At 57.3% G+C, this 14,941-nt stretch carries 10 protein-coding genes and 2 riboswitches; of the genes, 5 read left to right on the top strand and 5 right to left on the bottom strand.

What is annotated here, in order from left to right; genetic code table 11:
• Positions 1-72 precede the first annotated feature (72 nt).
• Together DENOEST_RS05705 and DENOEST_RS05700 are read left to right on the top strand one after the other, a co-directional pair.
• Positions 73-351: a helix-turn-helix transcriptional regulator gene (locus DENOEST_RS05705; RefSeq protein WP_145772417.1), complete on the top strand. Its 279-nt coding sequence runs from the start codon at positions 73-75 to the stop codon at positions 349-351.
• 448 nt (positions 352-799) lie between these two features.
• Entirely contained in the window at positions 800-2,056 is a 1,257-nt protein-coding gene (locus DENOEST_RS05700; protein ID WP_145772418.1) for an IS256 family transposase, read from the top strand.
• 371 nt (positions 2,057-2,427) lie between these two features.
• On the opposite strand, the gene lipA is transcribed toward DENOEST_RS05700, so the two are convergent.
• The 5 genes from lipA to DENOEST_RS05675 are packed head-to-tail and all read right to left on the bottom strand — an operon-like array spanning position 2,428 to position 8,539.
• The gene (gene lipA, locus DENOEST_RS05695) at positions 2,428-3,390 is read right to left on the bottom strand and encodes a lipoyl synthase (protein WP_145772419.1); all 963 of its coding nucleotides are present in this window, start codon (positions 3,388-3,390) and stop codon (positions 2,428-2,430) included.
• Between the two features lie 22 nt (positions 3,391-3,412).
• Positions 3,413-4,876 (bottom strand): cobyric acid synthase, encoded by a 1,464-nt coding sequence (locus tag DENOEST_RS05690; RefSeq protein ID WP_183148213.1) that lies wholly within the window; start codon positions 4,874-4,876, stop codon positions 3,413-3,415.
• A gap of 22 nt (positions 4,877-4,898) precedes the next feature.
• Complete coding sequence (locus DENOEST_RS05685; RefSeq protein ID WP_145772314.1) at positions 4,899-5,672, bottom strand: ABC transporter ATP-binding protein; 774 nt, start codon at positions 5,670-5,672, stop codon at positions 4,899-4,901.
• Positions 5,669-6,658, bottom strand: coding sequence for a FecCD family ABC transporter permease (locus DENOEST_RS05680; RefSeq protein ID WP_145772313.1), 990 nt, complete (start codon positions 6,656-6,658; stop codon positions 5,669-5,671). The genes DENOEST_RS05685 and DENOEST_RS05680 overlap by 4 nt, the downstream gene beginning before the upstream one ends.
• A gap of 3 nt (positions 6,659-6,661) precedes the next feature.
• Complete coding sequence (locus DENOEST_RS05675) at positions 6,662-8,539, bottom strand: TonB-dependent receptor domain-containing protein (RefSeq protein ID WP_145772312.1); 1,878 nt, start codon at positions 8,537-8,539, stop codon at positions 6,662-6,664.
• 111 nt (positions 8,540-8,650) lie between these two features.
• Positions 8,651-8,843: riboswitch (cobalamin riboswitch) on the bottom strand.
• Positions 8,844-8,984: 141 nt separating this feature from the next.
• Positions 8,985-9,180: riboswitch (cobalamin riboswitch) on the top strand.
• 140 nt (positions 9,181-9,320) lie between these two features.
• Between DENOEST_RS05675 and DENOEST_RS05670 the strand changes: the two genes are divergently transcribed.
• From DENOEST_RS05670 to DENOEST_RS05660, 3 genes are read left to right on the top strand one after another with little or no spacing between them, the layout of a single operon-like run.
• The gene (locus tag DENOEST_RS05670) at positions 9,321-10,682 is read left to right on the top strand and encodes a DUF1329 domain-containing protein (protein WP_197970536.1); all 1,362 of its coding nucleotides are present in this window, start codon (positions 9,321-9,323) and stop codon (positions 10,680-10,682) included.
• A gap of 12 nt (positions 10,683-10,694) precedes the next feature.
• Positions 10,695-12,509 carry a DUF1302 domain-containing protein gene (locus DENOEST_RS05665; RefSeq protein ID WP_197970535.1) on the top strand — a complete coding sequence of 605 codons (1,815 nt, stop codon included), beginning with the start codon at positions 10,695-10,697 and terminating at the stop codon, positions 12,507-12,509.
• 57 nt (positions 12,510-12,566) lie between these two features.
• Positions 12,567-14,939 (top strand): efflux RND transporter permease subunit, encoded by a 2,373-nt coding sequence (locus DENOEST_RS05660; protein WP_145772311.1) that lies wholly within the window; start codon positions 12,567-12,569, stop codon positions 14,937-14,939.
• The last annotated feature ends 2 nt before the right edge of the window (positions 14,940-14,941 follow it).

Below are 14,941 nucleotides of genomic sequence, written 5' to 3'. Positions count from 1 at the left end.
ACGAGCCGTATCCAATCGTGAACCTTACCCCACATTATCGCTACGCCAGTGGGGCCTCATCGGAGGCCACATATGGCTGATGTTGTATTGCTCGACTACCATCAGGTCGCTATGCGGCTGGGTGTAAGCCACGGGACTATTGCCAAATGGGTAGTTGGCATCCGTAATGCACCAAAGAACTTTCCAAAACCTGTTCCGCTTGGTGGAAAGCTCAAACGTATCCGATCAGATCATTTTGATGCTTGGATCAATAACCTTGGTACAGGTGATGAAAACATAGCTCTATCTGATGTCGTTCAAAAGCGGGGACCGGGACGACCACGAAAAATTGCTGTAACAAAAAATAAGTAACCGCCAGCTTGTGAATCAGCTGAGATTCTAGGTAAGTGATTTCCTACCGGGGTCATTTACCTGGGTGACGGTATGTTGCATTTTTAGAAGTTCATGGGAAGCTAGTCTCAAATCCTCCACCCCACTCTCCGAAAAATCCAGAGAGGTAGTTCTTGGAGGCCGATATCAAAAGTGAGTGCAAACCATGAACAGGAAAATCTTCCACGACTCGGTCTCCAAAGAAGAGCCCTCCCAACAATGTCCATTTCCTGAGCTTCTGGATTTTTACAGTCTCGTGTTGGCGATTGTGGTGGATACATACATTACAGATCACATCGACCTCAGTCGTAGCCAAGGATGATGGTGTGTCATCATGAAATGCTGGCCTCTAATTAAAGGATTAGCTGAATGCGTAGAGCCTGTCTGAATTTTTGTGTGTGAGGCATAACATGTTGCCAAAGGAGCATGTATGCCAAGCAAGACGAGCAAGAAGAAGCCGGCGGTTGCGCTGCCGGCCATTCCGAAAGACATCATTGACCAGTTTGTCAGCGGCCCGATGACGGCGGAGGCGGTGAATGCTGCCTCGATGGCCTTCAAGAAAGCCCTGATCGAGCGCGCCCTCGGGGCAGAGCTGAGCCATCACCTGGGCTACCCGCCCGGCGCGGATAAGCCGCCGGAGGCGGGCAATCACCGCAACGGCGTCAGCGGCAAGACTGTCCTGACCGACGACGGGCCGCTGAAGATCGACGTTCCGCGCGACCGGGCCGGCAGTTTCGAACCGGTCCTGATTCCCAAGCACGAGCGGCGCTTCACCGGCTTCGACGACAAGATCGTCGCCATGTACGCGCGGGGGATGACGATGCGCGAAATTCAGGGCTTCCTGAGGGAACAGTACGGCACCGAGGTCTCGCCCGAGTTCATCAGTTCCGTCACCGATGCCGTGATGGCCGAAGTCACCGCCTGGCAAGCCCGTCCCCTGGAACCGATGTACCCGGTGGTGTTCTTTGACTGCCTGCGGGTCAAGATCCGGGAAGACGCCGTGGTGCGCAACAAAGCCATCTATCTGGCCCTGGGCATCCTGCCTGATGGGACGCGGGACATCCTGGGTCTGTGGATCGAAGGGACCGAGGGCGCCAAGTTCTGGATGAAGGTCTTCAATGACCTCAAGACCCGGGGTGTGGCCGACATCCTGATTGCCGTCACCGATGGTCTGAAGGGCATGGGCGAAGCCCTGGAGGCGGTGTTCCCGGCGACGACCTTGCAGACCTGCATCGTGCATCTGATCCGCAACAGCCTCGACTACGCCAGTTGGAAGGAGCGCAAGGCGCTGGCAGCAGCGATCAAGCCCATCTACACGGCGCCCAGCGCCGAGGCCGCACAGGCCGAACTGGATGCCTTCGAGGCGGGGCTGTGGGGGACGAAATTCCCGACCGTGGTGGCGGCCTGGCGCCGGGCGTGGGACAAGGTGATTCCGTTCTTTGCGTTTCCGGCACCGATCCGCCGTGTGATCTACACGACCAATGCCATCGAGAGCATCAATGCCCGGTTGCGCAAGATCATTAAGACGCGGGGGCATTTCCCCAGCGACGAGGCAGCCACCAAGCTGATCTGGCTGGCCCTGCGCAACATCACCGCCGACTGGGGCCGTGCCACAAGGGATTGGAAGGAGGCGATGAATCAATTTGCCATCCTCTATGCCGAACGCTTTGAGGCTGCCCGAGGATAAAATGAGTCCCGACTTTCCCACCGCGCCGCCCACCTACGGTCTCGAGGGACCTTCGGCAGGCCGCACCGTGGAAAAGTCTCAGCCCGCCTCACACACAGAATTTCTGACACTCCCAATGCGTAGGAGCGCTAACGGCACTCTCAGGTTTTATGCCCTGGCTCAAGGCACATCAGATGCTATCCATCTTGATAATTTCGACAGCCATTAGCACTATTACGATCCTTGAGATTTGGCTTCGTCGCAGATCAGCCGCAAAAGTGAAAGCAAATAGAAAACGTATGACACACCGACGTAATTCGCTAATCCTCCGATAGGTATATCTGAACACTCATCCAGAGAGTATGTCGATACTTCTAAGGTTCCTTTCGTACTTATATGGTCACAGAACGCCTTGCATTTTGGTTTTCAGCAACCTGTCGTTCTGCCTCATAGCTTGAGCGTACCAGTGGAGCGCAGGCGGCGTTGGTGAAGCCCATCTTGCCTGCTTCGGCCTCGTACATCCTGAAGATGTCCGGATGCACATAGCGCAGGACCGGCAGGTGGTGGCCGGAGGGGGCCAGGTACTGGCCGATGGTCAGCATGTCCACGTCGTGGGCCCGCAGGTCCCGCATCACGGCCAGGATTTCCTCGTCGGTCTCGCCGATACCCACCATCAGGCCGGACTTGGTGGTCACCTCCGGGTGGCGGGCTTTGAAATCCTTCAGCAGTTGCAGGGAGTGGGCGTAGTCGGCGCCGGGCCGGGCCTGCTTGTAGAGCCGGGGCACGGTTTCCAGGTTGTGGTTCATCACGTCGGGCAGGGCCTGCTCGAAAATTTCCAGGGCGATCTCCAGGCGGCCGCGGAAGTCCGGCACCAGCACCTCAATCCGGGTGCTGGGGGAATGCTGACGCACGGCCCGGATGCAGTCCACGAAATGCTGGGCGCCCCCGTCCCGCAGGTCGTCCCGGTCCACGCTGGTGATCACCACGTACTTGAGCTTCATGGCGGCGATGGTGCGGGCCAGCTTTTCCGGCTCTTCGGCTTCGGGAGGCAGGGGCTTGCCGTGACCCACGTCGCAGAAGGGGCAGCGGCGGGTGCAGATGTCGCCGAGGATCATGAAAGTGGCGGTGCCCTTGCCGAAGCATTCGCCGATGTTGGGGCAGGTGGCTTCCTCGCAGACGGTGTGCAGGGCGTGGTCGCGCAGGGCCTGCTTGACCTCGTCGAAGCGTCCCGCGCTGCTGCCGACCTTGACCCGGATCCAGTCGGGTTTTTTCAGGGGCTGAGCGGCCGGCACCACCTTGATGGGAATGCGGGCGGTCTTTGCCCCACCCTTCTGCTTGATGCCGCGTTCACTCATGTAAGTGCTCCGATGATCGTGTTTAACCGATCGAATATAAGTTTGTAAAGGTTGCCCAATCCAGGGCCTCATCAACTGCGTCGGCCAGGCGATCCAGATCCGCCTCCCGGCGGGCAGCGAGATCCACTGGCGCGGCTTGCTGCATGCCGGCCCAGGCCAGGATGGCTGCCAGGGCCTCGCCATGGTCCAGCAAGCCATGGCAATAGCTGCCCAGGATGTTGCCTTCGGGCCCCATGACACCTTCCTCCCGGCCATCATCGAGGCAAACCAGGGGGTGTGCAAGCGCAGGTCCATGGGTCACGCCCATGTGTATCTCGTAGCCGGTCATGGCAGCTGTCTTCCCCAGCTGCAGCCGGCCCCGTACATTACGCAACTGCTTCTCCTCCGCCAGGGTGGTTTCGCAATCCAGCAATCGCAGTCCCGTGCTGCTGCCGGGTTTGCCTTCCAGGCCACGGGGGTCGTGGAGCCGCTGCCCCAGCATCTGAAAGCCGCCGCAGATGCCCAGCAACTTGCCGCCATAGCGCAGATGGCGCAGCAGATAGGGCTCCCAGCCCTCGCGGCGGAGCCATTCCAGGTCGGCTCGCACGCTCTTGGACCCCGGCAGGATGACCAAGTCGGCGGGGGGCGGGATCTGGCCCGGCCCCACCCAGCGGAAATCCACCTCCGGATGCAAGCGCAAGGGATCCAGGTCGTTGTGATTTGAAATGCGCGGCAGCACCGGAGCGACAACCCGGAGCTGAGGCGTGGCTTTCTCCAGGTCTGCCGTGGCGATGGCGTCCTCGGCGTCCAGCAGCAGGCCATGGAGATAGGGCAGCACCCCCAGCACCGGTTTGCCGGTGCGCTGTTCCAGCCAGTCCAGACCCGGTTGCAGCAGGGCGATGTCGCCCCGGAAACGGTTGATCACGAAACCCTTGATCCGCGCCTGCTCCGAGGGGGAGAGCAGGTCCAGGGTTCCCACCAGATGGGCGAAGACGCCGCCCCGGTCGATGTCCGCCACCAGGATCACCGGCACGTCGGCGGCCTCGGCGAAACCCATGTTGGCGATGTCCCGGTCCCGCAGATTGATCTCCGCCGGACTGCCGGCCCCTTCCACCACCACGCACTCAAACTCGGACATCAGACGCCGCCAAGAGGCCATAACGGCATCCATCGCTGTCTGTTTGTAGTCATGATAGGCCGCAGCTTCCAGGTCTGTCACGGCCCGGCCATGAACGATCACTTGGGCACGACTATCCGTGGTGGGCTTGAGCAGTACCGGATTGAAATCGATCCGGGGTGGCAAACCAGCGGCCTGAGCCTGGAGAGCCTGAGCACGACCGATTTCACCACCATCAATGGTTACCGCCGAATTCAGTGCCATATTCTGAGGTTTGAAGGGTGCCACCCGAACGCCCCGTCGCCGCAAAATGCGGCACATGGCAGCTACCAGGGTGGTTTTCCCAGCATCGGAGGTACACCCCTGGATCATCAATGTACGAGTTTTCATCAAAAGGTTCCGGGGATGATTTTCATGTGGGGACAAACCAGCGCTGTTCGCCATCCTGCAACATTCGGAGGGGATGGCCGTAGAGCCGCGACAGATTCTCGGCGGTGATCACCTCCGCGCTGGTGCCCTCCAGCCACTGGCCGTCGCCGAACAGCAGCAGGGTGCGACTGCAATAGCGCAGGGCCAGGCCCGGCTCATGGAGCACCATCACCACGGTGGCGCCCCAGTCCCGGTCCGGGGTGGAGAACAGGTCCAGCACGGCGATCTGGTGGTTCAGGTCGAGATGGGCCAGGGGTTCGTCCAGCAGGAAAAGCTGGGGCTGCTGAGTGAGCAGCATGGCAATGCCCAGGCGCTGGCGCTCGCCCCCCGAGAGCGTGTGGACTTCCCGTTGGGCGAATTCCGCCAGGCCCACGGCCGCCAGGGCGGTGGTGGCGAGTCGCTGATCCGTTTCGCCTTCCCATTCCCAGCGGCCCAGGTGGGGGTGGCGGCCGACCAACACCGATTCCAGCACGGTGGAAGCGAAGGGATCGTGCTGCTGTTGGGGCAGATAGCCCCGAATCCGGGCCAGGGCACGGGGGGGCGCCTGCGCCGGATCGAGGCCTCCGATCCGCAGCACTCCGGCCGATGCCGGGCGCAGTCCCGCCAGGGTGGCCAGCAGGGTGGATTTCCCCGCGCCATTGCGTCCTAGGATGGCCAGGGATTCCCCGCTGTTCAGTTGCAGGTCCAGGTCGTGGCAGAACAGATGCCCGGCGATCGACACATCCAGGCGGCTGGCGTCGAGTAATAGGGTACTCATGGCTTGGCCGCAGGCTGTCGCGCCAACAGGAACAAAAAAATCGGCACACCGATCAGGGCGGTCAGCACCCCCACCGGCAATTGCTGGGGCGCCACCACGGTACGGGCCAGGGTGTCGGCCAGGACCAGCAGGGCACCGCCGGCCAGGGTGGCGGCGGGCAGCAGCAGGCGCTGGTCGTTGCCCAGGGCCAGGCGCAGCAGATGGGGCACCACCAGGCCGATGAAGCCGATGCTGCCGGCCGTGGTGACGGCGAAGGCGGTGAGCAGTGAAGCCAGCAGATAGACCAGCCCCCGCAAGCGGGGCACCGCTACCCCCAGGGAACTGGCCAGGGTGGCGCCTCGGGCCAGCAGGTTCAGTTCCCGGGCAAAAGGCATGGCACAGGCCAGCCCCACCGCCAGGGCGGCCAGGGCCGGTTCCGGGCGGAGGATCTGGCCGGCGTCCCCCATCAGCCAGAACAGCATGCCGTGCAGTTTCTGCTCCGGCGTGATGGACAGGATCAGGGCCACCACCGCGCCGCAGCCGGCGGCAATGATCACCCCGGTAAGCAGCAGTCGGGTCTGGGTCCAGCTACTGTCGCCATGGGCCAGGCCGAAGACCAGCAACATGGCACCCAGGGCGCCGCCGAAGGCCAGCAGATTCAGTCCCATCAGGGAGAAACCCAGCAGCATGGCCGAAAGTGCGCCCACCGCCGCGCCTCCGGAAATGCCCAGTACGTAGGGATCGGCCAGGGGATTGCGCAACAACACCTGCATCAGGGCGCCGGCCAGGGCCAGCAGGCCACCGCAGGCGAAGGCCCCCAGCACCCGGGGCAGGCGCAGGGTGCGCACCACCTCGGCCCCCATGCCGCCGCCTTCGCCGCCCACCAGGGACAGCAGGTCAGCGGCGCTGACCGGCAGGGTTCCCGCCGCCAGGCCCACCACCAGGCTGGCCGCCACCAGAAGCAGCAGCAGCAACAGCACGACGAGGGCACGGCGGCGGGTGGGCATGGCTTACTTTGTCAGAAAGCGGAGACCAATGAACACCGTGCTACCCAGAGTGGAAAATGTGGCGTTCGAACTACGCGCCAGTTCATAGTGCTTGTCGAACAGATTGTCCACCCGGGCGAAGGCAGACCACTCAGGGGAAAGTTGATAACTGCTATGGACATTGACCAGGCCATAACCACCGAGGAGGCGCGTATTCGCCAAATTATCGTAACGGTCGCCCGATGCCTGCAGTTCTACACCGATTACCCATTGATTTGTCTCATGTTCCAGGCCCAAGGTGCCAAATTTTTCGGCACGGCGCGCCAGGCGGTTGCCTGTGGTGGCATCGCGAGCATCCTGATCATTCCAGGTGGCCCTCAGCTTCCAGCCGTCGATGATGGACCATTGATAGCTCAGGCTCCAGCCATCGATCCGGACCTTGCCGACATTCGCCGGCGTGTAGAACCAGGACCCAGGACTGGTTTCTTCCCAACTGATCAGGTTCTTGATATCGTTGCGGAACACTGTCAGGCTGGTTTTATAGACCTCGGTCTCATAATGAACTGCTACATCCCGGTTGAGGGATGTTTCTGGCCTGAGATTGGGGTTGCCGCTGCCGACAAAAGGAATATTGGGGTAGTACAGGTCGTTGAACGAGGGCGCCTTGAACGCAGTGCCAACATTGGTTGCCAGACGCCAAAAGTGGGCGAGCTGATATCCATATCCCAGGTTGTAGGTGTTTTTTGCGCCATATTGTGAATTGCGGTCCCGGCGAACATTTGCCTGCCAGCGATGCCTCTCCAGGCTTGCATCCCACCCCAGGGACAGGGAGTTGATATCACGTTCACTCAGGCTGAAGGCACTCGATGTAACGATCTGTTCTTTCAGATGGTCCACCGCTATGAGCGCACGTCCGACGGGCAGGTTGATGTCGTTCTGCCAGGTGATCTGTTTTCGTTCGGTGCGAAAGTCGTCACGGAGCTCACCGATGGTTTGTGAAGGCACGGTGTCGCTTTCATCCACGCTGCGGTCGAACCGTATCGAGGTGGTCCATTCCTTGGCTGGCTGCAAACGCGCATATGCACTGGACCCGCTGATCCTGCTGTAGGTTTTCCAGTCGTAGTTCTTGTTTGGCCAGGAAGTATCGAACTTGTTCTGCCCCTGGCTGTAGAAGTATTGGGCACCAACTTCCGCCGCAGACGAAAGCTTGTAGTCCACGCGCATGGCGGCAGTGCGCTTCCAGAATCCGTCCTTATCCGGGTTGTAGGCGAAACTATCACTATTGGTCACGTTGGACTTGCCATCTTCACCGTTAGTGCCGAAGCTAACTTGATAGCTCAGGTCGCCGATATTGCCCTTCTTTGCGACATTGGCCACATAACTACCGCGACTACCAAATCCCGCCTTGGCAGAGAAGCTGCTCTCTTTCGAACCACGAGTGAAAATATTGATCACCCCGCCAATAGCGTCGCTGCCGTAAAGTGCGGACTCCGGGCCACGAACTACTTCGATACGCTCCATCTGCTCAACCGGTAGAGCCGCAAGATTAGCCTGTCCCAGGGTGGCAGAACCCACGCGAATACCATCAATGAGAATTAGGGCATGACCTGAGTTTGTGCCACGGATGAAAATACTCTCGTTGGCGCCACGCCCCCCTTCTCGGGATAGCTCAATTCCAGGTAGGCGTGAAAGCAGGTCGCCTAGCGTCGCACTCGGCCCCGCTTTCTCTATATCACTACGGATCAATACGCTGAAGTCGTTCAGCAAATCTCGCGCTGGAGTCGGCTGACGGGTGGCGGTGACGACGATGGTGCCATGGTCCGTGAGAGGCTCGGCGGCCTGGACATTGAAAGCGGCAAGAATGGCAGCGGCGATGGCGCTGCGCGCAAGATGGCGTTGCATGAAAACTCCCGTTTCCCCGGTCGGCGTCCCCGCAGACCGGTCACGATTGATGAAGGCAACGCACAGGGAGTTCGATCGGTCTAACGCCGGCCGCCACCACCCCGTGGCGTTTCCATGGTGATGTCCGTGGCCGGTCTCCGGGCTCGGAAGTCTTGAATCGTCGCCTTCCCAGACCATAGTCCAGTGGCTTCCTGACGACTCCTCACTCCCATACCGTTGCGGGGGCAGCGCAGGATTTACACCTGCTTCCCGTTTCACCTGACAGCTCGCAGGGCTGTCAGGTACCACGAACAACTTTTGCCGCGATTCTATGATTGCAATCAATAACGAGTCAAGCGGTTTCGTATTTACCAAGTTGATTGCGTTATGCAGATTTTCTACTGAGTAAGACACCCAACTTCCAGCCGAGACAGGTATCGAATTGACAATAGAACAGCAAATCAGAAGAATCCCGGCCGACTTCAGCATCCAGGAACACGGTGCAATTCCGTGGCGGGCCCGCCGCTGTAATCGGGGACGGATGCCGCAAGGCTGGATGCAATGCATCCGGCCAGCCACTGCCGGGGCCTACCCTGGTGGGAAGGCGCGGCCAATCCGGGAGATCCGAGAGCCAGAAGACCTGCTGAACGTCGTATTTGTGAATTTGTAGAAACCAATGGCAAGGGTTTCGTCAGCGCACTTGGCTGTGCGTTGGCGAAGCCCTTTTTTCATTGCTGCCGTGCGTTGGAGAACGGCTGGACGCCCTGGTTGCACAGGGTTGAAAAATATCCGGAGGATGGTGATGAGACGACTGGCTCAAGGGGTACTAATACTTGGCCTCAGCATGATGTGGACAACTTCGAAGGCAGCGGTCAGCCCATCCGAAGCCAAACGGCTAGGCCGGGAGCTGACACCAGTCGGCGCAGAACGGGCTGGTAACCGGGATGGCAGCATCCCAGAATGGCAAGGAGGACTGCCCAAGAAAAAACGAAAACTCACAGATGCTCGTATTGATCCTTACGCTTCTGAAAATCCCCTGTTTTCCATCGACGCCACAAACCTCGAAAAGTACAAAGACAAACTCTCGGCAGGGCAGATTGAATTATTGAAAACACGCAAGGGTTATCGTATGGACGTGTATCCCAGTCATCGATCCTGCGGCTACCCCGAAACGATCACCGAGCGGACCAAACAGAATGCGACACTAGCAAAGCTTTCCAATGATGGGAGTGACAGCCTAGATAGCGCTCTGGGTGGAGCATTTCCATTTCCGATTCCCCAGAACGGAGCAGAGGCCATCTGGAATCATCGCCTTCGCTGGCAGGGATTAGGCCGTATCGAGGCTTACCAGACGAACTTCATCAATCCGGATGGAAGTTTCTATGGTCTGGGACAGGAGCAGCTCGCCTTAACCCCATTTGCGTCCACTAAGGTCAATTCACCCAGGGAAGCCAACGGGGTACAGATGATGATCCTCGACATGATGACCTCCCCACCTTCACGCAACGGCGAAGTACTGCTGGTGCATTACTTCCTGGGCAACAAGGCCAACAATGGGTGGATGTATTTCCCAGGGCAACGTCGGGTACGGCGGCTTCCCGCCTTGGAATATGACAACCCAGTACCGGGGTTTGAAAACCTGGAAACCGCCGATCAATATCCCATGTTCGCTGGCGCTCTAGATCGCTACGACTGGAAATTAGTGGGCAAGCAGGAAATGTACATCCCCTACAACAACTATAAATTCGTTGCCAAACGCAAGATGAGCGAGGTGTATCAGGGCCTCTACCCAAACCGAGATCTGATGCGCTATGAACTTCATCGTGTCTGGAAGATTGAGGCCACGGTAAAACCAGGCATGCGCCACATGTTTGCCCGGAGAACCTTCTATCTTGACGAGGATACCTGGATGTTGATGGAGGCAGATCAATACGACAGCCAAGGCAAGCTCTGGCGCGTCATGGAGGCCACCATCTACCCTGCCGTTGAATTGGGAGCCTGCGTCAGCCAGGAGTTCATATCATGGGATCTCAATGCTAACCGCTACTTGGGTGAGTACGCCACACAGGAATCAAAGCCAACTGACTGGTTGGCGGGTGATGAGGGTCGTATCGATCCAAGACAATTCGAGCCCGAGGATTTGCGCCGAATTGGCGCCCGTTAACCCGGTCTAACGATGAAGAATACAAAAATGAAAAACATAACACCGTATCTGATCCGCCAGATCCTAGTCCTTTGCACCCTTAGTATTGGTCTTTCAAAACCGGCTGCCGCCTTCAAGTTTGAACTTAATAATGGCTGGATCGGCAGTTTTGACTCAACACTGTCCATCGGCATGCAAAAGCGATTGGAGTCTCCGAGTACAAGCATCATTGGTAATGATTCCGGTGGCAATGTTTCCATTGCCGGCCCACTGGGGGAACTGGTCAATGGTCCAGGAATGGGATTCACCGCTCCACCCGATTTCATCTACAGCAATTCAGATGACGGTAACCTGAATTACAGGAAGGGACAGATTGTTTCTACCGTACTGAAAGGCACCCATGAGATTTTCCTCAAGTCTCCAACGGACTGGTCCGCCTTTAGCCGATTCACATGGTCATCGGACTTCCGTGCCGACAAAACCCAACGTACTCCCTTGGAGCGAGATGCAAAAAAAGCAATGCAGCAGGATGTCACGTTGCTGGACCTCTGGGTAGCAAAGGAGCTAACACTGAACGGCCAACCAGCCAAAATTAAACTCGGCAATCAGGTCATCAGTTGGGGAGAGGATATATTCATCATCGGCGGCGTGAATTCCATTAATGCAGTCGATTTGAGGAAGATTCACATCCCAGGAGCACAGTTGAAGGAGATATTCGTTCCCGCTCCCATGCTGTCGCTTTCTACCTCTCTGGGTAATGGTTTTTCCACCGAAGCCTACTATCAGTTCCGTTGGAACAAGTTCATCCTAGATCCGGCCGGCACCTACTGGTCCTATGGAGATTTCCTTGGCAAGGGGGGAAAGCGCGGCGGATTCATTCCAACCTCGGTCATGGATCCCCTCTATGCAGGAGGTACGCCTCTGGGGGTATTCGGCGACTTTGCTCCGAAATCCGGGAGAACCTTGGAATATCTAGCCAACTCAGTGGCACCGGGACTAGGCACCATCGTTCCCGTTGACATCACCACTCCAAATAACCGGGGGCAATATGGCATCAACCTCCGCTACAAACCGACAAATGGAGATACCGAGTACGCCGCTTATTACATCCGTTATCACGACAAGCTTCCCTTTGTTGGATTCAAATATGATCCCAACACGACCAACGTCATCAACGTTCGTGCAGTTGAACAATATGGCATGGACAAGGATCTGTTCGGCTTGTCCCTCAATACCACACTGGGGGACTGGGCAGTGGGCGCCGAAATATCTTATCGTCCCAGGGATAGCGTAGCTATCGATCCAGTGGTTCCCCATGCGGGCCGCTACAGTTATTTCAATGGATTCGGCGGTGCCACTCCCTATGTAGTAAACGGGTACAAGGAAGAGCGCAAATGGCAGGCCCATCTCACCGGGTTCCTAGAGCTTCCCTCGTCACTGACACAGATGATCAATGCCGCCGAGGGGTATTTCCTGTTTGAGACAGCAGTTACGCACTATCCGAACCTGACACTGGACGGAAGTGTTCCCTACCTCCTGAATAACTACACACTCCCAAGCCGGACCTCCTGGGGTTATGTAGCAGAACTGTCCCTCACCTACGCCAACATCCTCGGAACTGGCTGGACCCTATCACCCATCGTCGACTACTACCACGACGTTAGGGGTGTCGCCCCCAATAGCCTTCCTTTTGTTCAAGGCCGCAAGGCGCTATCTGTGGGGTTGAATTTCGACTACCACAACACCTGGAAAGCCGCCATCGGCTACAGCCGATTCTGGGGCGGGGGAAATCTGAACATGCTGCGCGATCGCGATGTATTAAGTGCATCCGTCTCTTACAGCTTCTGACTACAACGGCAACGGCGGGGTATCCCCCCGCCCCGCTGCACCTAGGAATGTAGCCTGATGCTTGGCACAAAGCGACTCGTCCCGAATCTTGAAGGTTATTTGTTCAGAAGGCGAGCAATCGTCCTGGCGGGGCTTCTACTGTTTACGGTATTGATGGCCTTTAAGGCCATGGAATTACGCATATCGACCCACTTCGACAAGCAAATCCCTGTCGGGCATGAGTATTCCCAGGTTTTCTTCAAGTACCGAAACGAGTTGTTTGGCACCAACCGTCTCATGATTTCATTGCGCGCTCGCAATGGGGATATATGGAATCCCACCACGCTCGGGAAACTGCATCAGATCACCCAGTCAGTACTCTTTCTTCCCGGCGTAGACCGACGTTCCGTGCAATCCCTTTGGACACCCAACATCCTGCTCCATGAATTGACCGAAGAGGGATTCCATGCCGAGAACGTCATCGGTGGCAACATCACCCCCGACAACCTGGATGCCAACAAAATCGAGCAGATTCGCGACCGGGTAGTACGCGGAGGCTATCAGGGAAGCCTGGTATCCAGAGATGGCACTGCAACGATGGTCATTGCCGATATTCTCGACGAGAACATCTATTTGGGCCAGAAATTGGACTATCTGGATCTCTCATCCAGGCTAGAAACGGAAATACGCCAGAAATACGAAACACATGAACATGCAGTGGAGATTATCGGATTTGCCAAACAGATGGGCGCCATTGCCGATGGTGCCGGGAACGTATATCTATTCTTTGGTTTGGCCTTCCTGCTCACAGCCCTTGCAGTTTACGGGTACTGCCGCTCCATCAGGCTCACGCTACTGCCCTTGCTCTGCTCCTTGTGTTCCGTCCTGTGGCAATTTGGAATGTTGGCCATGCTCGGCCTTGGCCTTGATCCTCTCGCCATTCTGATCCCGTTTCTAATCTTTGCAATTGGCGTATCCCATGGTGTTCAACAGATCAACGCCATCTCGTCAGCAGTGGCACGGGGCAAGAATCCATCAGAAGCAGCCCGAGAAAGTTTTTCGAGTCTTTTGTTACCAGGTACGCTTGCATTGTTTTCAGCCTTGATCGGCTTCGTATCGCTCCTTCCCATACCCATTCCAATGATCCGGGAACTTGCAATCTCCGCCGCCATCGGTGTTGGCTTCAAGGTTGTAACAAATCTTGTGATGCTGCCCCTAGCCGCCTCCTATCTTAGTTTTCCTCCCAGCCATGCTGTCACCCTGGCCAGAATCCAGGCACGACGCTCTAGCAAAATGAGACGAATAGCCTGGGTTGCAGATATTCACAATGCAAAATGGGTACTGGGTACAGCCATCCTGCTGCTGTTCTTTTCCGTATGGCAGAGTCTGGACAGACAGGTCGGAGCTCTCCAGGGCGGCGTACCGGAATTACGTGCCGAATCACGTTACAACCGGGATATGGAAAGTATTACCAATCGATTCGACATGGGCATGGATGTGCTGACTGTGGTGTTCGAGACGCCAACTGACGGGTGTACCCGATTCGATGTCTTTGATTATCTGGACCAGTTCACCCAGCACCTATCCCAGGTACGCGGCGTCATTTCGGTTACGTCGCTCTCGACCCTAACGAAAACCGCCAATGCTCTACTCAACGAAGGCAACCCAAAAATGCTGGCCTTGCCCAGGGACAGTCGTGCCTTGCAGGCCGCCCTGGGCTTCCTACCCGAGTCTTCCGGTTTGCTTAACCGCACTTGTACCATGATGGCCACCAATCTCCATCTGTCCGACCATCGAGCAGAAACCATCCAGACGGTGATTAATACGATCAAGTCATTTCGCAAGAACTATCCCCCTCCCGACTCCAGAATGCAGGTACTGCTTGCCTCCGGGAATGTTGGCATCATGGCCGCCATCAACGAGGAAATCGAGGCAAGGGAATTCCAGATGATGGTGCTGGTCTATACCGGCATTTCCCTTCTGGTGCTACTCGCCTATCGCGACTGGAGAGCCATTCTTGTCTGCTGCCTGCCGCTGACCCTGGCAACCTTCCTTGGCTACGTTTTCATGAAGGCATTGGGTATCGGCCTGACTGTAGCGACTCTGCCAGTCATGGTGCTCACCACCGGAATTGGCGTCGACTATGCCTTCTACCTCTACAACCGACTTCTCATCCACCTTTCGCAGAAACTCCCCATGAGGCAGGCTGTGGAAGAATCCCTGAACGATGTGGGCATGGCCACCCTATTCACTGCCATCACCCTTTCTCTCGGAGTGTCCACCTGGATTTTCTCCCCACTGAAATTCCAGGCCGATATGGGTGCCCTCCTCACTTTCATGTTCATGGCAAACATGGTCTTGGTGATAACAGTGATGCCCGCCTTCGTCGCAATTCTGGAAAAAGTATCCGATCGCAACGGTTTACCTTCGGCAACCTTTGCAGCCAGATAAAT

The organism is Denitratisoma oestradiolicum (genome assembly GCF_902813185.1).
Classification (GTDB): Bacteria; Pseudomonadota; Gammaproteobacteria; order Burkholderiales; family Rhodocyclaceae; genus Denitratisoma; species Denitratisoma oestradiolicum.
This window is presented reverse-complemented; position numbering and strand designations above follow the sequence as displayed.